The organism is Aquabacterium sp. (assembly GCF_036273115.1).
Classification (GTDB): domain Bacteria; phylum Pseudomonadota; class Gammaproteobacteria; order Burkholderiales; family Burkholderiaceae_C; genus Aquabacterium.
On record NZ_DASUIN010000006.1, the window covers coordinates 1 to 19557 of the forward strand.

Here is a 19557-nt window from a genome sequence, read left to right on the forward strand (position 1 = left end):
TGCGTCGATCTGGTCGTAAGCCTTGGCTTCGCCGCCGAACTTCTTGGCCAGAACGGTAGCGATAGCAGCCGTCAGGGTGGTCTTACCGTGGTCAACGTGACCGATGGTGCCCACGTTCACGTGCGGCTTGGTCCGTTCGAACTTACCTTTTGCCATGTTTCTCGCTCCTAGCGATCCTGAAGTGCGAAAGAAAGAAGAGATGGGAGGTGTGGTGCCCATGGGCAGGATCGAACTGCCGACCTCTCCCTTACCAAGGGAGTGCTCTACCACTGAGCCACATGGGCATCGACACAGGTTTGAACACCAACGAGCGCAAACCCGTGTCGACTTGCTGACCCCCGCATCACGCGAAGACCGCTACTATACCACGCCAAATTTGTCAGAACCGTGACCTGGAGCGGGAGACGGGAATCGAACCCGCGTCATTAGCTTGGAAGGCTAAGGTTCTACCATTGAACTACTCCCGCCCGGGAGTGATTCCATTTGAATGGGTTTGCCTGGTGGAGGAGGCTGGATTCGAACCAGCGTAGGCGTAAGCCAACAGATTTACAGTCTGCCCCCTTTAGCCACTCGGGCACCCCTCCAAGGCAAGCCATAGACTTTATCACAGCTTCCAAAATTTTTGCAAGCATTTCGCAAAAATGTTGGTTTCGCCACAGCACCTCCGCAGCGCGAGACGTCCCAACCCATGGATGCGGGCCTTTTCCGCGCATTCGTCACGCCGAGAGGGCGTGGTCTCCTCTATGCTGAGCAGCTTGATGTGTCTGTGCATGTAAGGGAGGCTCGAAGACATGCTGTTTCATCGTGTTATTTGCGCAACACTGTTGCTCGCTGGCGTCGGCACCAGTGCGTTTGCTCAGGATGCAAGCGCTCGGAAGTTTCAGTTCATGGCCGGCTTTGGCTACACCCTGGGCGGGGACACCATCGTGCCCATTACCCTCACACCCGAGAACGGTGACGGGAAGTCCTATCACGAGGACCTGAGCGGGGGCGCGGGCCTTGATCTGCGCCTGGGGATGCAGATGCGCTTGAGCGACAAAATGCGCCTGCAGGCGATGGCGGCGTATCACAACGATCAGGCCAATGGCATTCATGGCCACGCGTCGTTCCGCCGTATCCCGCTTGAGTTGGTGGCGCATTGGCGCACCAGCGAGAACTGGTGGCTGGGTGTGGGCGTTCGCCAGGCACTGAACGGGATGCTCGACCGGCAAGCAGGCTTCAAGAGCGGAGATACACCGTTGCCCGCACGAAAGTGGGAGGTGTCGTTCTCTCCTGCCCTGATCCTGGAAGCCGAATACATGATGAGCCCGAACTGGGGCTTGAAAATGCGCGGCGTGAAGGAGCACGGCAAGTTCAAGGAGTTCGAGGAAAAGTTCAACGCCGATCACGTCGGCGCGATGGTGCTGTACTACTTCGATTAAGCCAGCGACCAGTCGAGCGATACCCCGCGCTCGACCAGGAAGTCTTGCGCGCGGCGGAAGTGACCGCACCCGATGAAGGGCAGAGGCCCTCGGGTAGCAGACAAGGGGGATGGATGATTGGCCAGAAGAATCAGGTTCTTGTCTTTCGCCGCCCCAGCAGCCGCTTCGATGAGCGGCTGTTTTTTTTGTGCATGGGCACCCCACAGCATGAACACGACCGGCTGCGGCGCAGCCGCAACGGCTTCGATGAGGTGATCGGTCAACTCCTCCCAACCCCAGCCCGCATGGCTGGCGGCCTGCCCGGGGGCCACGGTCAGCACGGTATTGAGCAGCAACACCCCTCGCTGCGCCCAGCGCTCCAAGCAACCATGTTCGGGCATGGCCAAGCCCAGATCACGCATCAACTCCTTGCGGATGTTGCGCAAGCTGGGAGGAATGGGTACGCCTGGGGGCACTGAAAAGGCCAAGCCATGGGCCTGCCCCGGCCCATGGTAGGGGTCCTGTCCGAGAATGACGACATGGACATCAGACTGCGGCGTGTGCTTGAGCGCATTGAAGACTTGCTCCGGATAGACCTCGCCTGCCGCCTGGACGCGGTCTATGACCTGACGTCCCGCCACGCTGGAACGAAAGGCCTGCGTGATGGTGCGCCAACCCTCTGGTACCGCGTCGAATTGCGCCTCCAGCCATTGAGGCGCTCGCGGGCCAGCCGCCGTGTCAAACAATGGCATGCGGCTAATCAGGTAAAGAGCTCAGCCAGTGCCTGACCCGGCTCGGGCGCTCGCATGAACGCCTCCCCCACCAGGAAGGCATTGACGTGGGCAGCACGCATGCGGCGCACGTCATCGGGGCCCAGGATGCCTGACTCGGTGACGAGCAGTCGGTCGGTCGGCACGCGGTCGAGCATGTTCAAGGTGGTATCGAGCGTGACTTCGAAGGTGCGCAGGTTGCGGTTGTTGATGCCGACCAGCGGTGTCTTGAGCTTGAGGGCACGATCGAGCTCTTCAGCATCGTGTACTTCAACCAGGACGGCCATGCCCAGGCTCATGGCGCAAGCTTCAAGGTCGGCCATCTGGGCGTCGTCGAGGCAGGCTGCAATCAGCAAGATGCAGTCGGCACCCATGGCACGGGCGTCGTAGACCTGATAGTCGCTGACCATGAAGTCTTTGCGCAGGACAGGCAGATCGCAGGCCGCGCGGGCTTGCTGGAGGTAGGCTGGGCAGCCTTGGAAGAACTGCTCGTCGGTCAGCACGCTGAGGCAGGCCGCGCCATGACGGGCATAGCTGGCGGCGATCTCGGCCGGACGGAAGTCTTCGCGCAGCACACCTTTGCTGGGGCTGGCCTTTTTGACTTCGGCAATGACCCCTGCACGACCTGCGGCAATTTTGGCGCGCAAAGCTCCGACGAAATCACGCAGGTCGCGCTGGTCGCGGTTGCGGGCTTCGGCCTCTGCTCGCACCAGGCTCAGAGGCCTGTTGGGCAGGGCTGCGGCGATTTCTTGGTGTTTGACAGCGACGATTTTCTGCAGGATGTCGGACATGTGGGGCGCGTGAAGAGGGAATCTTGTCAATTATCGACGCAGGATGCAGGTTCGTGGGCATTGCCCCCGGCAAATGGGTAGCTACTGCCTTTGGTCGGCGGCAGGTTTGCCGAAAATGGTCTGATGACGAGACGGAGGATTGGATTGGATCGACGCTTGCGATGGCTGCGTGATGCATGCTCGCTGCTGTTTTGTGGCTGGCTGCTGGCCTGGATGGGCGTAGCCCACGGCGGCGAGTTACCCCTACCAGCGCAAGGCGCTTTGTCGCACATCGGAGCGCACTGGGACGCGCTCGAGGACGCGAGCGGTACGCTGACGGTGGCGGAAGTTCGCCTGCGGAACGAAGGGTGGAAGCCGACCCGGCAGGCTGACCCCAATTTCGGCTACAGCCGCTCGGCATTCTGGCTGCGCACCACGCTGGTCAACCCGCACCCTGCGCAGCGAGAGTGGCTGCTGGGCGTCCGCTACCCACTGATCGACTACCTCGATGTGTATTTCGTAGCGGCCAACGGGGCGGTGTCGGCCCATCAAACCGGTGATCGGCGGCCGTATGACAGCCGCGAAGTCGACGACCGAAATTTTTTCTTCAGCTTTCAGGTCCCGCCTGGTGAGCGCGTGACGGTGTACATGCGCATTCAAAGCCAGGGGTCGATTCAAGCCCCGCTGGTGGTGACGACCCCGGCTGAATTCCGCAGCAGCATGGCCCGGGAGCATGTGTTGCAGGGCATGTATGCCGGCGCGTTGCTGGCCATGCTGGCTTACAACCTGCTGCTGTACACCTCACTGCGAGAACGCACCTACCTGTACTACGTGGCCTACCTGGTGCTGTTCGGTTTGACGCAGATGGTTTTCAACGGGATGGCCTATCAGTTCCTGTGGCCCAACTCACCCAGTTGGGGCAACCAGGCTGCGCCGATCCTGATGGGGCTGACGGGGGCTGCGTTGACGCAATTCAGCCGCGACTTCCTGGGGCTGAAACAGCACTGGCCCAAGATGGACAAAGCTGTACTGGTGACCCTGTGGAGCTTTCTGGCCGTTGCCGCTGGCGGGTTGACGATGGCCTATACGGTGCCAATCCGGCTGGGCACGCTCGTGACGATCCTCGCCCCGATTCTTCACTTGGTGATTGCGTCGATGATTCTGCGTCGAGGGGAGCAACAGGCGTTTTACTTTCTGGCCGCATTTGGCGGCCTGCTGGTGGGCGTGTTGCTGGCAGCACTTCAGGCGTACGACCTGGTCGCCACCAGTTTCCTGAGTGAGTATGGACTGCAGATTGGCTCCCTGCTGGAAATCACCTTGTTGTCGTACGCGCTGGCGCACCGCTTGAAGCTGGCGCACGAAGCCAATGAGCGGCTGCAAAAAGCCCACGCAAGCGAATTGGAAGAGCGCGTGCGCTCACGAACCGCCGATCTGGATCAGGCCATGCAGGATCTGACCGAGGCCAACACCCGACTGCATGCGCTGACGGTGCGCGATGCCCTCACAGGCCTGTACAACCGCTTGTATCTGAATGAGCGATTGCCGGAACTCTGGCGCCAGGCCCAGCGGTGGCACCAGACCTTGTCGGTGCTGATGATTGACATTGACCATTTCAAGCAGGTCAACGACCGCTTCGGCCATGCCGCCGGTGATCAGGCCTTGCGGCTGGTGGCCCAGACCTTGGCCCAGTTGCTGGGTCGCCCGGGAGATCTGGCTGTGCGCTATGGGGGCGAGGAGTTTCTGGCCCTGCTGCCACAAACCAATGTGACGGGCGCCGCACACATTGCGGAAACCATACGCCAATGCGTCGAGGCGCTGGACTGCCAGGTCAACGGAGAGCACATTCCTCTGACTGTGAGCATTGGGGTGGCCAGCGCCTTACCCGGCCCCAACGCCCGGATGGAGGACCTGCTGCACACGGCGGACAGCCTGCTGTACGCAGCCAAGCACGCCGGCCGCAACCGCTGCGAAGTCCAAGGCGCGGCCTGAATCAGGCCGTTGGGCCAGCCAGTTCGATGGTGGTGGCGACGAACTGTTGCAGGGTTTGGGCCGCACGACCGCTGGCCAGGGCTTCGCGCGCACGCTCGACCCCTTCGGCCAACGATGCGACGACGTTGGCCGCATAGATGGCCGCCCCAGCATTGAGCAAGACAATGTCACGGGCAGGGCCGGGCTCGTTGGCCAAAACACGCTGGACAATCGCACGAGAGGCCTCGCGCGTGCTGGCTTTGAGCATGGAACCATCGTGCTCGCCCATGCCGAACTGGTCAGGCGAAATGGTGTATTCGCTGACTTCGCCATTCTTGAGTTCAGCCACCATGGTGGGACCGGATAGCGTGATCTCGTCGAGCCCGTCGCAGCCATGCACGATGAGAACGTGCTCGGCCCCCAGTCGCTGCAACACCCGCGCCTGGATGCCGACCAAATCAGGGTGGAAGACCCCCATGACCTGGTTGGGAGCGTGCGCCGGATTGGTGAGTGGCCCCAGGATGTTGAACAAGGTGCGGATACCGAGTTCTTTGCGCACCGGCGCGGCATGCTTCATGGCGCCATGGTGATTGGGGGCAAACATGAAGCCAATGCCCGTGGCTTGCAGACAGCGCGCCACCTGCTCGGGCTGCAAGTTGATGGCAGCACCCAAGGATTCGAGCACATCGGCACTGCCTGTGCTGGAAGAGACGCTGCGACCACCATGCTTGGCAACACGGGCTCCGGCCGCTGCCGCGACGAACATGGCCGTGGTGGAGATGTTGAAGGTGTGGGCACCGTCACCGCCGGTGCCACACAGGTCAACCAGATGGGTCTTGTCTTCGACCTGGACTGGGGTGGCGAACTCACGCATGACCTGGGCTGCCGCCGCGATTTCCCCCACGGTTTCTTTCTTGACGCGCAAGGCCGAAATGAAAGCCGCCATCATGATGGGCGACATCTCGCCGCGCATGATGCGTCGCATCAGGCCGAGCATTTCGTCATGGAAGATTTCGCGGTGTTCGACGACGCGCTGCAGCGCCTGGACATCGGTGAGTTGCGACATCACGGATTCCTTACATGTTCAGGAAGTTCTGGAGCATGGCGTGGCCGTGCTCGGTCAGGATGGACTCGGGGTGGAACTGCACGCCTTCCAATGGCGCGAAGTTCGGGTCAGTTTGCGGGGCCTTGTGACGCACGCCCATGATCTCGCCGTCGTCGGTGAACGAGGTGATTTCGAGGCACTCGGGCAAGGTGGCCCGCTCGATGGCCAGCGAGTGGTAGCGGATCACCGTGAACTGCTGGGGCAGGCCTTGGTAGACGCCCTTCTGGTCGGTGGTGATGACGCTGGTTTTGCCGTGCATTTGCTCGCGAGCCCGAACAATCTTGCCGCCCAAAGCGGCACCGATGCTCTGGTGCCCCAGGCACACACCCAGGATGGGCAACTGGCCTTGGAAGCGCTGGAGAGCCGGCACGCAGATGCCAGCCTCGGCCGGCGAGCAGGGGCCCGGCGAGAAAACCAGACGATCCGGCTTGAGGGCAGCGATGCCGTCGAGGGTGATTTCGTCGTTGCGCACGACTTTGACTTCTTCACCCAACTCGCAGAAGTACTGGACCAGGTTGAAGGTGAAGCTGTCGTAGTTGTCGATCATGAGCAGCATGGTGGTGTCCTTTCGTGTCCTGTGAATGTCAGAAACCTTGTTCGACCATCTCGGCCGCGCGGATCACCGCACGAGCCTTGGCCTCGGTTTCTTTCCATTCCAGTTCGGGGACCGAATCGGCCACCACACCGGCACCTGCTTGCACGTACAAGGTCTGATCCTTGATCACCCCAGTGCGAATGGCAATGGCCACATCCATGTCGCCGGCGAAGCTGAGGTAGCCCACGGCGCCGCCGTAGACCCCGCGCTGCACAGGCTCGAGTTCGTCAATGATTTCCATGGCGCGAATCTTGGGCGCGCCGCTGAGCGTGCCAGCAGGGAAGCTGGCGCGCAGCACATCGAGGCCCGTCATGCCATCTTTGAGCTGGCCTTCCACGTTGCTGACGATGTGCATGACATGCGAGTAGCGCTCGATGCCAAAGGCCTCGGTGACTTTGACCGAACCAGTTTTCGCGATACGACCGATGTCGTTGCGAGCGAGGTCGATGAGCATGACGTGCTCGGCGCGCTCTTTGGGATCGGCCAGCAGCTCTTTTTCGTTGCTGGCGTCTTGCTCGGGCGTAGCCCCGCGTGGACGCGTGCCGGCGATGGGACGGATGGTGACGGTTTCGCCGCCCTCGGCGTTGTGCTCCTGGCGCACCAGGATCTCGGGCGACGAGCCCACGACCTGATGATCGCCCAGGTCGTAGTAATACATGTAGGGGCTCGGATTCAAGGAACGCAGCGCGCGATACAAGCTCAAAGGCGAAGCCGTGAAGCGCTTTTGCAGGCGTTGGCCGATCACGACCTGCATGCAATCACCCGCGGCGATGTATTCCTTGCACTTGAGGACGGCGGCCTCGAAATCGGCCTTGGCAAAGTGGCGCTCGACCTCATGCGACTCGCCGGGCACGATGGCCGGCGCCGCCACGCTTTGGTTCAACTGGGCTTGCAGTTGCGCGATGCGCGCCGCAGCCTGGGCATAGGCGCCTGGCTTGGCAGGATCGGCGTAGACGATGAGGAAGAGGCGATCGGCCAGGTTGTCGATGACCGCCAGCTCTTCACACTGCAGCAGGAGGATGTCAGGCGTGCCGATGCCTCCGGGTTTCTGCACCCCGGCGAGCTTGTGCTCGATGTGGCGCACGGTGTCGTAGCCAAAGTAGCCGGCCAGACCGCCGCAGAAGCGAGGCAGGCCTTTGGGTACGGCCGCGTTGAAACGCTGCTGGTAGCCGGCGATGAAGTCCAGCGGGTTGCCTTCGAAGGTTTCCACCACGCGGCCATCGGTGACCACTTCAACTTGACGGCCGGTGGCTCGAACCAATGTGTGTGCGGGCAAGCCCACGAAGGAATAGCGACCAAAGCGTTCGCCCCCCACAACCGATTCCAGCAGGAAGCTGTTGGGTTGACCCTGCGTCAGCTTCAGGTAGAGCGACAAGGGGGTGTCGAGATCGGCCAAAGCCTGCGCGACCAGAGGGATGCGGTTGTGCCCTTGCGCAGCAAGGGCGAGGAATTCTTGTTCAGTGATCATGTAGGGCCTCCAAGCCCGTGGTCTGGTCCTTCATGAATAGAGGATCAGCCCGGGAAGATGGAAAAGTCGGAATCAGGACCGTTGGTCGCCAGCCAGGTCAATGCCAGGAGGGGACATGCGGTGAGGGACTCCGTGAGCCGCGGAGGGCAGCCGCCGATGATCGGGGCGGCGCAGTCGCGACAAACCAGGACGAGTCAGAGTGAACGACGCCAGGGCCAAGCTCCCCGGTCGTGCGAACCTTTCGTCTGTTTGCGCGAGATGAACATGGGCTCAGTGTAGCAGGGCCGGGCGCTTGCGTGCGATGCCCCCCGACTTGAGTGACGCCAGCAGGAAACCAAGGGGAAACCCATAACATGGGAACCCACCCCGGAATAACAATTCCTTACCAAATCACGTAACGACATCGGGATGCGCGAGATGATGAAGTCAGCCTGGATCGACACTGGCAGGAAATGGATGACCTCGCTGTTGTGGGCCGCAGCGGTGGGGCTGGGCGCAACCGGCACCGCCTGGAGCCAAAGTGCCGAGATGGTGGGCGTGAATTACCCCGGAGCCCTGCGGGTGGAGGGCGTGTCACTGGTGCTCAATGGCAGCGGAGTGAGCTACCGCGGCATGAGCAAGCAATACACCGTGGGCCTGTACACGCCCCGCAAGTCAGACCGGGTGGAAACCGCGCTGGCCGGCTTCAACTCGCCGCTGCAGCTGCGTTTTGTGATGCTGCAGAACCTGCGCATGGACGAGTTGGGCATGGCCATCACCCGTGGCATGGAAGCCAACAGCGAGCGCGACGAATTCTTCCGTCTGGTGCCAGCCATCCGCACCATGGGCGATGTGTTTTCACGCATCAAGCGCCTGGAGGCCGGTGACACGCTGGCGATCGAATACGTGCCTCGCCGAGGCACGATGTTCCTGGTCAACGAGCAGCCGGTGGGCCTGCCTATTGCCGATCCGACCTTCTTCCAGGCCTTGACCCGTGTGTGGCTGGGCAAGAAGCCTGTGACGCAAGACCTCAAGGATGCTTTGCTGGACTTCCGCCCACCGCCCGTTCTGGAAGCCCTGCGCTGAGGGTCGCGACGACGTCGGCGCCTCAGTCAATCTGATCAATCCGATCGATGTGAGCCAAGGCTGGCACGTCTTCGATCGGATGACCATGGTTGTAGCCATAAGTGACCAGCACCACCGGACAGCCCGCTGCCGCAGCCGCTTGGGCGTCATTGCTCGAGTCCCCGATCATGACCGTGTCGCCAGGGGCATGACCTAAGGCTTCACAGGTGCGAATCAAGGGCAAGGGGTCGGGCTTTTTCTTTTCGAAGGCATCGCCACCGAACACATGGGCAAAATGGTGCCTCAAGCCCTTGCGTTCCAACAGTTGCTCGGCGAAGGCCGTGGGTTTGTTGGTCAGACAGGCCAGCGGCAAACCTTTGTCGCGCAGGCGCTGCAAGCCCGAATCCACGCCCGGATAGACCTCCGAGTGCAAACCGTTGAGGCGAGTGTAATGGCCCTGATAGTGCTGCCAGGCCAGGGGCACCTGGGCGATCACCTCGGCATCGTCGTCGGGCAGGCCCCATGCGTGCGCCAGGCTGCGACGAAGCAGATCTTCCGTGCCCTTGCCAACGGTGAGGGAGACAAACTCGCGATCGACACGGGCCAGCTCGATCGGATGGCAGCCCATGTCACTGAGGGTGTGCTGCAAGACAACCAAAAAGTCGCCCAGGGTGTCGACCATGGTGCCGTCGAGATCGACGATGGCAGCGCGGATGGAGGAAGGCAAAACAGCTGAACGTTTCATGCGCGCCAGTGTAAGCAAATCGCCTCCGGGCTGCACTGAGCAGCTGGACCGAGTCAGTCTGGCGTCAGGCCTTGAGGGAAGGGCTAGAAATAGGCCACGGCGGACGCCTTCGCCACCTCGGCGCGGGGCAATCCAGGCGCCAGGCTGGCCACATCCACCTGCGCCAGCATATGGCGCAACTGGCCTGCACTGTCGTTCATCCCGTCGGCGGCCATGACAGACTCGGCAACCAAGCCGGCGTTGGCTTCGGTCAGTTGCGCCAACTCGTCCAAGCTGCACATGACATGCGCCAACGCGGAGCTCTGCTCCCGTGCGTCGGATGAGACGGCTTGCGTACGCTGAGCCACGCTTTCGACGGCTTGGACCATCTCGTCGAGCTGACGCTTGACGCTCATGACCTTGTCGACACCCACCCCCGCCTGACTGTTGGCGCGCTCGATGAGGTCTTTGACTTGTCGAGCGGTCTCGGAGGTGCGTTGAGACAAACTGCGCACTTCAGACGCGACCACCGCGAACCCGCGCCCTGCCGTGCCAGCCCGAGCCGCTTCGATGGCGGCATTGAGCGCGAGGATATTCGTCTGGAAGGCGATGGATTCGATCAAACCCAAGGCTTCGTTCATTTCGTGGGTGCGCTGGCTGATCAACTCGATGGAATCGACTGCATCGCAAACGACCGCATCCCCCTGCAAGGCCTGCTCTCGCAGACGCAAGCACTCCGTGTCCACGACGGCAACATTGTCGGCGGTGCGCTGCACCTGCTCTGAGACGCCATGGACCGAGTCAGATATCGACCTCAAGCTGGAGGTCTGCTGGTCAGTTCGGATGGCCAGTTGCTGGGCAGTTTCAGAAACCGACTCGCCAGCACCAGCCACCTCACTGGCTCCTTCGACCATGGAGGCAACCAGCGCTTCCAATTGGGCCTGGGCTTGGCGCAAATCAACCAGGGCCGCTTGGGCTTCCCTGTGATTGCGCAAGACACCATCAACCAGGATGGACATGCAAAACAGGAACGACACCAAGCCAATCGCGTACCGCAGATAAATCAGATCGCCGCCGCGCCAGGCTGTGGCGCCCACGAGGGCCGGAAACAGCAACAGGCAAACCATGGCAGGCGCGTTGCGAGCCCAATGTGACCGATCGGTCGCCCAGGCCACTGCAACGAACTGAGAACAACACATGAGGCTGTAGACCACAAAAACATGCAGACGATCTGCAACCCCTGCCGCAGTCAACCCGATGTTGAGCAACGCCAAAGTAAGTTGGCCAACCAAGGCCGCACGAGCAATGCTGGTCGGCAATTGAACGTGGCGAGACATGCCCACCAGCAGCGCGACAATGGCCAGTGACCCGATCGTCACGCCTGCGGGATACGGCCGTTCACCCACAGGGGCCACGCGCCCATCCAAAAGGTAAAACAACCCGCCTACGAGGCAGGTCAAGGCGAAATGCCGCCACACCCCTGAGCGCAATCCGCGCCATAGCGCCCAAAAGGCCATGCTGGTGGCCAGCAAGGCCAAAGCCGACGCGAGTGCAAATACTTCGTGGGCGTTCATCCGATGCAGGCTCCGGGTTATCTCCCAAAGTTATCGGAAAGCCCTGACAAAACTAAAGGATAAGGAGCAGGCGCCCCTTACCCCTGCCAGTGATACCCCTGCGCCTGATGCAGGCTCCACTGCCCGCCGCCGGTCATTTCCAACACACGCTGGTGGTATTTCAGCACCGCCCGGTGGTGACTGACGCTGATGGGGGTGATGGACAGCCCCTCGAGCTGGCTGTAGAGGCGCTCTTCATTGTCAGCATCGAGCGCACTGGTGGCTTCGTCAAGCAACAGATAACGCGGTTTGGCCAGCAAGGCCCGCGCAAAGGCCAGCCTTTGTTGCTCGCCCACGGACAGTACCTTGGCCCAGTCCACCTCGGCATCCAGCCCCCCGAAGCGCTGCGCCAAGGTGGGCAGGTTCACGCGTTCCAGCCATTGCAACAGCTCTTCGTCTGACACCTCGCGATCGAGATTTGGGTAGAGCAACTGGCTGCGCAAGTTCCCCAGAGGCAAATACGGGTGCTGCGGCAAAAACAACATGTCGTGACCCGAGGGGCGGATCACGGTACCGGTGCCGGTGTGCCACAGCCCGGCCACCACCCGCAGCAGAGAACTCTTGCCTGCGCCGCTGGCCCCCACAATCAACAGCCCCTCACCCGGCTGTACACGCACGCTGAGGTTTTGCAGCAGCAAGTGCTCCCGGTTGGGGGTGTAGACGGTGAGGTGCTGCAGCGCCAGCTCCACGCCATGCTCGGTGCCGATGCGCTGCACGGGCTCGGTGCGGGCCAGTTCGCGATCGGCTTGCACTTCGAGTGCCTGCGAAAAAGCGTGCAGGCGGTTGATGCCAGCGGAAAAACGGCTCAGGCCTTCAAAGTGCTCGACGATGACGGTGAGCGCGCTGAGGATGGCTGAAAACGCCCCGGCGGCTTGAACGGCCTTGCCCACTTCCAGCTCCCCCGAGAGCACATCGCCCGCAATGATGATGCTGGGCAACACGACCGTGAGGAAGCTGTGCGCGTACTGGAACAGGTTGAGCTTGAACTGCCAACGCAGCACCAGCTTGTAGTTGTCATACAGGGCCTGGAACAGGCCTTTGAGCCAGGCGCCTTCACGCGCTTCGCCTCGATGAAAGGCAATGGGCTCGGCATGTTCGCGCACACGCACGAGGCCGAAGCGAAAGTCGGCTTCGCGTTGCAGCTGCCGAAAGTTGACCTCGATGAGCTTCTTGCCAAACATCGTGGCCGTGAACAGCGTGCTGACGATGGCGTAGCCAATCAGGAAATAGACCAGCCCCTTGGAGATGGCCCACAGCACGCTGGAAAAAGCGATGAGCTGAATGACCGAGCTGAGCACGATCATCGAAAAGTACAGCGACTGGGATGTGAAGGCGTTGATGTCTTCGGCGATACGCTGATCGGGGTTGTCGATGCCTTCGGCGGCGCTGAAACGGTAATAGGCCCGTTGGGCGAAATAGCGATCCAGGAACCAGGTGGTCATCCACTTGCGCCAGCGCAGGCCCACCGTGTCACGCACGTAGTAGTACAGGCCGTAGATGGGCACCGCTGCGGCCAGCAGCAGCAAGCAGGCGCGGATGGCCGACCAGAAGCGATCGGCGTCTTGCGCGGCCAGGGCCGAGGTGAATTCGCCGGTCTGATGGTTGAACAAGACGCTGAAGGCCGTTTGCCCCAGCAGCAGCACGATCAACAAGGCCAGCAGGCCACGCGAACGCCAGCGCTCTTCAGACTGCCAATAGGGCCGGGCCATGGCGACGAAGCGCCGCCACAGCTGTGAGTTGAATCCGGAGGATGTAGAACTGGTCATGAGGGCGAGAGCGACATTCACCAGAATGCTACCCCACACAATCCAGGTGGCTCACCCCATGGGCGGCATCTGCCTCATCTGGCTGGATACCAGGACGCATCGACCTCGTTGAAGATGGAGCCGTTGTCGGGATCGACCTCGTGATACGGGCCGGTGCCGCTGTGCTCGGAACGCGACGCCGCCACAAAGGTGCCGGTGCGAACGTCGAACACGTAGATTTCGCCCTCTTCGATCACATAGTGCCAGCCGTGCAAGGCAATTTTCCTTTGCTCCACCCGCTGGCGCACCATGGGATAGTCCATCAGACGCTCGAGCTGCAAGACCACAGAGCGCTGCTCGGTGCGGCGCAAGGCTTCGTTGGTGACTTGTACCGGCAGGGTTGCCTCGCGCGCCAGATCCAACCAGGAATTCAAGTTCTTGGCTTCTGGCGAGATTTCTTCGTACAGCGCCTTCATGGCCCCGCAATGCGAGTGCCCGCACACGATGATGTGGCTGACATGAAGATTGAGCACCGCGTACTCAATTGCTGCAGCGGTGCCATGCAGCCCTCCACCCATGCCGTTGTAAGGCGGCACCAAGGCCCCGACATTGCGAACGATGAACAATTCGCCGGGGCCGGCGCCCGTCAGCATGTAGGGCACCAGGCGGGAGTCTGAGCACCCCACAAAGAGGATGGTGGGATGCTGCCCCTGTTCGACCAGCTCTTTGAACTGGCCTTCGTATTTGGGGAAGTAATCCGTGCGAAACCGCCGGATGCGCTGGAGCAGCTCGTCGTCCATTTACTGCAGCAGGGGTGAGTCGGCCGAGTCCAAGTCTACGCCTTCCACCTCCCAGCGGCCTGCCAACAATTGCATGGCTTGGCGCAAGGCCGTGATCCAAGCTTGCTGGCGCAGCGATTGCGCCACAGCCTCACGCACGTCTTCGTAGGCTGGTTGCTGCCCGGGGTCGCGCGACAACACCTCGACCACATGCAGGCCGAAACGGCTGTGCACCAAGCGAGGCAACACACCCACATTGGCCGTGCCTTCGTCTTGCGCGAACAGCTCGCGCGCAAATTCAGCCACACAGTCTTGTGCGGTCAACCAACCGAGATCACCGCCTTGGTCCGAGCTGGGGCAGTTCGAGTTGGCTCGGGCCGCTTCGCCGAAACGACGCGGATCGGCACGCACATCGAGCAGCACCTGTTCGGCGCGGGCGCGCAAGCGGTTCACATCCACGCCATCGGTCACGGCAAACAGGATGTGGCGGGCCTGCACACGCTCGCCCACCGCATAACGAGACAGATGAGCCGCGTGGTGTCGGCGGCAGGCCTGCTCATCGGGCTCGGGCACGCGCAGGTTCTGCGCCAGCCAGGTGTCGATGGCCTCGGCCGCCGCTTCGCTGATCACCCCGTCTTGCGGAGCGGGGTCCTCTGCCGACAGCAAGCCGGCCTCGATCGCGGCCTGACGCAGCAGTTCGACACTGGCGCGTTGCCGGCGCTCCGACTCGCTCAACTCGGCCCCCGCTTCGGCGAGGAGGATGGCCCCCACGCGCAAGGCGGGCGCAGGCAGGGATGCATGGTTCGAGGTGATCATGATGGTTTACTCCGACAGGCCGATCTTGCGGCTACGCACCACTTGCCAAGGACGGGCCAGATAGCCCACCGAGGCGAAGCCGCTCCACACGTGAACCAGACGGGTGAAGGGGAAGATCACGAACAAGCTCATGCCCATGACCATGTGCACCTTGAACACGGTGGACACGTCAGCGATCAGGTCAGCCGCACCGCCACGGAAGGTGACGATGTGCTGGGCCCAGTCCATCAGCTTGAGCATTTCGGCGCCATCGCGGTGGTGCAGCGAAACGGGCACGGTCGACAAGCCCAGGCCCAGAGTGGCCAGGATCCAGAACAGCACCAGGAAGTCGCGCCCCTTGGACGTGGCACGGATACGTTCGTTGCTCAATCGACGATGAATCAGGATCAGCAAGCCGATCAGACCGATGGAGCCCAGGGTGCCACCAGCGACCACGGCCAACAGCTGCTTCTGCGAGGGTGACACACCCAACGCATGAATGATTTCATGCGGGGTCAGCATGCCGAAGAAGTGACCGAAGAACAGGCCGATGATGCCCAGGTGGAACAGATTGGAGCCCGCGCGCAAGGCGCCGGTGGACAACATCTGGCTGGACTCACTGCGCCAGGTGTACTGGTCGCGGTCGAAGCGAACCAGGCTACCGAGCAGGAAGATCACCGCACAGATGTAGGGATAGATACCAAAGAAGAATTGGTGAGAGAGGCTCATGCTGATGCTCCTCGTTGTGGCGCCGAATTGGCTCGACGCACGATCTGAATGGGTTGAGGCTGATCAGGGCTGGTTTGGCCCTTGCTGGAGCAGCCGGCAAAGGCCTCGGGTTCGACCCAGGCGGCGTCGAGGTCTTCATCCTCTGGCACCTCCACGGCCTCCACCGCTTGGCCCCCGATCTCCAGCACAGCAGCCAAAGCGTGGGCATACAGGCTGCGGCGCTTGATCAGGGCGGCGTGGATGGCATTGAGGATGTGCGCAATCTCGCCGATGAAGTCGCGCATGGCGGCTTCGGGCAAGGTCGACACGAACTCGAGCACCACAGGCAGGTAGTCGGGCAACTCGCCGCCCACCTTCTTGGGGTCCAGCCACATGCCAGCCTGCTCGTAGGTCTTGACCAGGTCGATCATGGCGGGGCCACGGTCACGCGAGTCACCATGCACATGCTCGAACAGGTGCAGCGAGGTGGCACGACCGCGATCGAACAGTTCCACATAGGCTTGTTCGGTTTCGGTTACGTCCTGATCGATCATGGAGCCCAGCAACATGCCCAGGCCGCGCAGGCGTGCCGTAGGCACGGCTTGCTCTTCGACCAGGACTTTTTGCAGATCGGGCACCAGCTCGCGCAGGGCCGCATCGGGGTAGGCCAGCAAGCGTGCCAGGGCGCGCAGGCTGTAGGCCGACCGGTTTTCTGTCAGGCCACTCATGTCAGATCTCCGACTTGATGGGGATGGTGCGACGCTTCTTGCCGCCGAACAGGCTGGGCTCGGATGCGCCATCGGAACAACCGTTGCCGAACGAGAAGCCGCAACCACCGCGCAGGTCGAAAGCGTTTTCGGCGTACTCTCGGTGGGCCGATGGGATCACGAAGCGATCTTCGTAGTTCGCAATCGCCATCACGTGGTACATGTCTTCGACCGTGTGCTTGTCGAGGCCCACTTGAGCCAGCACCTTCTGGTTCTCGACGCCATCGACATGCTTGCCGCGCATGTAGCCACGCATGGCCAGCATGCGCTCCAGGGCACGGGTCACGGGAATGGTGTCGCCTGCGGTGAGCAGGTTGGCCAGGTACTTGACCGGGATGCGCAACTGGTTGACATCAGGGATCTCGCCATTGGCACCGATGTGACCGGACTGAGCCGCCGATTGAATGGGCGACAGCGGTGGCACATACCAGACCATGGGCAGGGTACGGTACTCGGGGTGCAGGGGCAGCGCGACCTTCCAGTCCACAGCCATCTTGTAGACGGGGCTGTTCTTGGCGGCCGTCAGCCAAGCTTCAGGGATGCCATCCTTGCGAGCCTGCTCGATGACCTTGGGATCGTTCGGATCCAGGAACAGGTTGAGCTGAGCCTGGTACAGATCGCGGTCGTGTTCAACGCTGGCGGCAGCCTGGATCTGGTCGGCGTCATACAGCAGCACGCCCAGATAGCGGATGCGCCCCACGCAGGTTTCCGAGCAGACCGTGGGCTGACCGGCTTCGATACGGGGGTAGCAGAAGATGCACTTCTCGGCCTTGCCGGTTTGCCAGTTGTAGTAGATCTTCTTGTAGGGGCAGCCCGACACGCACATGCGCCAGCCGCGGCACTTGTCCTGGTCGATCAGGACGATGCCGTCTTCCTCGCGCTTGTAGATCGAGCCCGAGGGGCACGATGCCACGCACGCCGGGTTCAGGCAGTGCTCGCACAGACGCGGCAGGTACATCATGAAGGTGTTCTCGAACTGGCCGTAGATGTCCTTCTGCACGTCGTCGAAGTTCTTGTCTTTCGAGCGCTTGCTGAATTCACCACCCAGGATTTCTTCCCAGTTCGGACCCCATTCGATCTTCTCCATACGCTGGCCGGTGATCAGGCTGCGCGGCCGGGCCGTGGGCGCGGTCTTCATCTCCGGCGCCGACTGCAGATGGTCATAGTCGAAGGTGAAAGGCTCGTAGTAGTCGTCGATCTGCGGCAGATTGGGGTTGGCGAAGATCTTCATCAGCAGCTTCCACTTCGCCCCCTGGCGTGGTTCGATCTGGCCGTTGGTCTTGCGCACCCAGCCGCCGTTCCACTTGTCCTGGTTTTCCCATTCCTTGGGGTAGCCGATGCCGGGTTTGGTTTCGACGTTGTTGAACCAGGCGTATTCCATGCCTTTGCGGCTGGTCCAGACGTTCTTGCAGGTGACGGAACAGGTGTGGCAGCCGATGCACTTGTCCAGGTTGAGCACCATGCCGATTTGAGCGCGGATTTTCATGGTCGTTCTCCTTAGGCGTGCGCGTTGGCATTGGTGGCCGCGGCCGGGGTGTCCAGCCAGTCCACCTTGTTCATCTTGCGCACCACAACGAACTCGTCGCGGTTGGTGCCGATGGTTCCGTAGTAGTTGAAGCCGTAGCTGAACTGGGCGTAGCCGCCGATCATGTGCGTCGGCTTGAGTACGATGCGCGTCACCGAGTTGTGGATGCCGCCGCGCGCCCCGGTGATCTCCGAGCCGGGGGTGTTGATGGTCTTCTCCTGCGCGTGGTACATCATGACCATGCCGTTGTTCACCCGCTGGCTCACCACCGCACGGGCCGCAATGGCGCCGTTGATGTTGAACAGCTCGACCCAGTCGTTGTCTTTGATCCCGGCGCTCTTGGCGTCGTCTTCGCTGAGCCAGACCACCGGGCCGCCGCGGTTGAGCGTGAGCATCATCAGGTTGTCGCTGTAGGTGGAGTGGATGCCCCACTTCTGGTGCGGTGTGATGAAGTTCAGCAGAATCTCGGTGTTGCCGTTGGGCTTGATGCCGTGGATGCCGGCGGTGGTCTTCAGGTCCACCGGCGGACGGTAGCTGGTGAAGTTCTCACCGAAGGCCGTCATCCACGGGTGATCCAGGTAGAACTGCTGGCGACCGGTCAGGGTGCGCCATGGGATCAACTCGTGCACGTTGGTGTAGCCGGCGTTGTACGACACGGTTTCGCTCTCGATGCCGCTCCAGGTCGGCGAAGAGATGATCTTGCGCGGCTGGGCCTGGATGTCGCGGAAACGGATCTTCTCGTCTTCACGATAGAGGGCCAGATGGACGTGATCGCGGCCGGTCTGTTTGCCCAGGGCCTCCCAGGCCTTGACGGCCACGTGGCCGTTGGTCTCGGGCGCGAGTTGCAACACCACCTCGCAGGCGTCGATGTCGGTCTCGATCTTCGGCATGCCGCAGGTCACGCCTTCGGCCTTCACCACGCCATTGAGCTCGCCGAGCTGCTTGACTTCGGTCTGGGTGTTCCAGGCGATGCCCTTGCCACCGTTGCCCACCTTGTTCATCAAGGGGCCCAGGGCGGTGAAACGTTTGTAGAGGTTGGGGTAGTCGCGCTCGACCACCATCATGTTGGGTGCCGTCTTGCCCGGGATGAGGTCGCACTCACCCTTCTTCCAGTCCTGCACACCGAAGGGTTGCGCCAGTTCGGCTGGACTGTCGTGCATCAGTGGCGTGAGCATGAGCTCCTTCTCCACACCCAGGTGGCCGACACAGACCTCGCTGAAGGCCTTGGCGAAACCTTTGTAGATCTCCCAGTCGCTCTTGCTCTGCCAGGCCGGGTCCACCGCGGTGGACAGCGGGGGGATGAAGGGGTGCATGTCGCTGGTGTTGAGGTCGTTTTTCTCGTACCAGGTGGCGGTCGGCAGCACGATGTCCGAGTACAGGCAGGTGGTGCTCATGCGAAAGTCCAGTGTGACCAGCAGGTCGAGCTTGCCTTCGGGCGCCTTGTCGTGCCATACCACTTCGGCGGGCTTGGCTTCCTCGGCCCCCAGGTCCTTGCCTTGCACCCCGTTGCTGGTGCCCAGCAGGTGCTTGAGGAAATACTCGTGGCCCTTGCCGCTGGAGCCCAGGATGTTGGAGCGCCAGACGAACATGTTGCGCGGCCAGTTGGCCGGATGGTCCGGGTCCTCGCAGCTCATCTTGAGCGAGCCGCTCTTCAGGCCCTTGACGGTGTAGTCCTTCGGGTCCATGCCGGCCGCCACGGCGTCTTTCACCACCTGCAGCGGGTTGGTCTGCAGCTGCGGGGCCGAGGGCAGCCAGCCCATGCGTTCGGCGCGCACGTTGTA

The 19557-nt window shown here is 61.8% G+C and carries 18 protein-coding genes and 3 tRNA genes; 3 read left to right on the forward strand and 18 right to left on the reverse strand.

What is annotated here, in order from left to right; translation table 11 throughout:
* From VFW72_RS03310 to VFW72_RS03325, 4 genes are all read right to left on the reverse strand, one after another.
* A partial coding sequence (locus VFW72_RS03310; protein ID WP_329672865.1) for a GTP-binding protein occupies nt 1-156 on the reverse strand: 156 nt, incomplete at its 3' end.
* A gap of 53 nt (nt 157-209) precedes the next feature.
* Nucleotides 210-284, reverse strand: a tRNA-Thr gene (locus VFW72_RS03315).
* Nucleotides 285-393: 109 nt separating this feature from the next.
* Nucleotides 394-467, reverse strand: a tRNA-Gly gene (locus VFW72_RS03320).
* A 31-nt stretch (nt 468-498) separates the two neighbouring features.
* A tRNA-Tyr gene (locus VFW72_RS03325) sits at nt 499-584 on the reverse strand.
* A 207-nt stretch (nt 585-791) separates the two neighbouring features.
* On the opposite strand from VFW72_RS03325, the gene VFW72_RS03330 reads away from it, so the two are divergent.
* Nucleotides 792-1421 carry a hypothetical protein gene (locus tag VFW72_RS03330; protein ID WP_329672848.1) on the forward strand — a complete coding sequence of 210 codons (630 nt, stop codon included), beginning with the start codon at nt 792-794 and terminating at the stop codon, nt 1419-1421.
* Here VFW72_RS03330 and VFW72_RS03335 read toward each other — a convergent pair.
* Nucleotides 1418-2152 carry a uracil-DNA glycosylase gene (locus VFW72_RS03335; protein WP_329672849.1) on the reverse strand — a complete coding sequence of 245 codons (735 nt, stop codon included), beginning with the start codon at nt 2150-2152 and terminating at the stop codon, nt 1418-1420. The two genes, VFW72_RS03330 and VFW72_RS03335, sit on opposite strands and share 4 nt — an antisense overlap.
* 8 nt (nt 2153-2160) lie before the next feature.
* Nucleotides 2161-2961: an indole-3-glycerol phosphate synthase TrpC gene (gene trpC, locus VFW72_RS03340; RefSeq protein ID WP_329672850.1), complete on the reverse strand. Its 801-nt coding sequence runs from the start codon at nt 2959-2961 to the stop codon at nt 2161-2163.
* A gap of 156 nt (nt 2962-3117) precedes the next feature.
* Between trpC and VFW72_RS03345 the strand changes: the two genes are divergently transcribed.
* Entirely contained in the window at nt 3118-4929 is a 1812-nt protein-coding gene (locus tag VFW72_RS03345; RefSeq protein ID WP_329672851.1) for a diguanylate cyclase, read from the forward strand.
* 1 nt (nt 4930) lies between these two features.
* Here the strand turns inward: VFW72_RS03345 and trpD are convergent, their stop codons facing one another.
* Genes trpD through trpE form a run of 3 tightly spaced genes read right to left on the reverse strand, consistent with a single transcriptional unit; the run spans nt 4931 to nt 8076 of the window.
* Nucleotides 4931-5974 (reverse strand): anthranilate phosphoribosyltransferase, encoded by a 1044-nt coding sequence (trpD, locus tag VFW72_RS03350; RefSeq protein WP_329672852.1) that lies wholly within the window; start codon nt 5972-5974, stop codon nt 4931-4933.
* Nucleotides 5975-5984: 10 nt separating this feature from the next.
* Nucleotides 5985-6569 (reverse strand): aminodeoxychorismate/anthranilate synthase component II, encoded by a 585-nt coding sequence (locus tag VFW72_RS03355; protein ID WP_329672853.1) that lies wholly within the window; start codon nt 6567-6569, stop codon nt 5985-5987.
* A gap of 28 nt (nt 6570-6597) precedes the next feature.
* The gene (gene trpE, locus VFW72_RS03360) at nt 6598-8076 is read right to left on the reverse strand and encodes an anthranilate synthase component I (protein WP_329672854.1); all 1479 of its coding nucleotides are present in this window, start codon (nt 8074-8076) and stop codon (nt 6598-6600) included.
* A 417-nt stretch (nt 8077-8493) separates the two neighbouring features.
* Between trpE and VFW72_RS03365 the strand changes: the two genes are divergently transcribed.
* Nucleotides 8494-9141, forward strand: coding sequence for a chalcone isomerase family protein (locus VFW72_RS03365; protein ID WP_329672855.1), 648 nt, complete (start codon nt 8494-8496; stop codon nt 9139-9141).
* A 22-nt stretch (nt 9142-9163) separates the two neighbouring features.
* Here VFW72_RS03365 and VFW72_RS03370 read toward each other — a convergent pair whose 3' ends face one another.
* From VFW72_RS03370 to VFW72_RS03410, 9 genes are all read right to left on the reverse strand, one after another.
* Complete coding sequence (locus tag VFW72_RS03370) at nt 9164-9865, reverse strand: HAD-IA family hydrolase (RefSeq protein ID WP_329672856.1); 702 nt, start codon at nt 9863-9865, stop codon at nt 9164-9166.
* Nucleotides 9866-9948: 83 nt separating this feature from the next.
* On the reverse strand, nt 9949-11418 hold the full coding sequence (locus tag VFW72_RS03375) for a methyl-accepting chemotaxis protein (protein WP_329672857.1): 1470 nt from the start codon (nt 11416-11418) through the stop codon (nt 9949-9951).
* 77 nt (nt 11419-11495) lie between these two features.
* Nucleotides 11496-13223: an ABC transporter ATP-binding protein/permease gene (locus tag VFW72_RS03380; protein WP_329672858.1), complete on the reverse strand. Its 1728-nt coding sequence runs from the start codon at nt 13221-13223 to the stop codon at nt 11496-11498.
* Nucleotides 13224-13297: 74 nt separating this feature from the next.
* Nucleotides 13298-14002: a carbonic anhydrase gene (locus VFW72_RS03385; RefSeq protein ID WP_329672859.1), complete on the reverse strand. Its 705-nt coding sequence runs from the start codon at nt 14000-14002 to the stop codon at nt 13298-13300.
* Nucleotides 14003-14797 carry a peptidylprolyl isomerase gene (locus tag VFW72_RS03390; protein WP_329672860.1) on the reverse strand — a complete coding sequence of 265 codons (795 nt, stop codon included), beginning with the start codon at nt 14795-14797 and terminating at the stop codon, nt 14003-14005. It abuts the gene before it with no gap.
* Between the two features lie 6 nt (nt 14798-14803).
* Nucleotides 14804-15505, reverse strand: coding sequence for a respiratory nitrate reductase subunit gamma (gene narI / locus VFW72_RS03395; protein WP_329672861.1), 702 nt, complete (start codon nt 15503-15505; stop codon nt 14804-14806).
* The gene (gene narJ / locus VFW72_RS03400) at nt 15502-16212 is read right to left on the reverse strand and encodes a nitrate reductase molybdenum cofactor assembly chaperone (RefSeq protein ID WP_329672862.1); all 711 of its coding nucleotides are present in this window, start codon (nt 16210-16212) and stop codon (nt 15502-15504) included. The genes narI and narJ overlap by 4 nt, the downstream gene beginning before the upstream one ends.
* A 1-nt stretch (nt 16213) precedes the next feature.
* The gene (narH, locus tag VFW72_RS03405) at nt 16214-17737 is read right to left on the reverse strand and encodes a nitrate reductase subunit beta (RefSeq protein WP_329672863.1); all 1524 of its coding nucleotides are present in this window, start codon (nt 17735-17737) and stop codon (nt 16214-16216) included.
* Nucleotides 17738-17748: 11 nt separating this feature from the next.
* A partial coding sequence (locus VFW72_RS03410; protein WP_329672864.1) for a molybdopterin dinucleotide binding domain-containing protein occupies nt 17749-19557 on the reverse strand: 1809 nt, incomplete at its 5' end.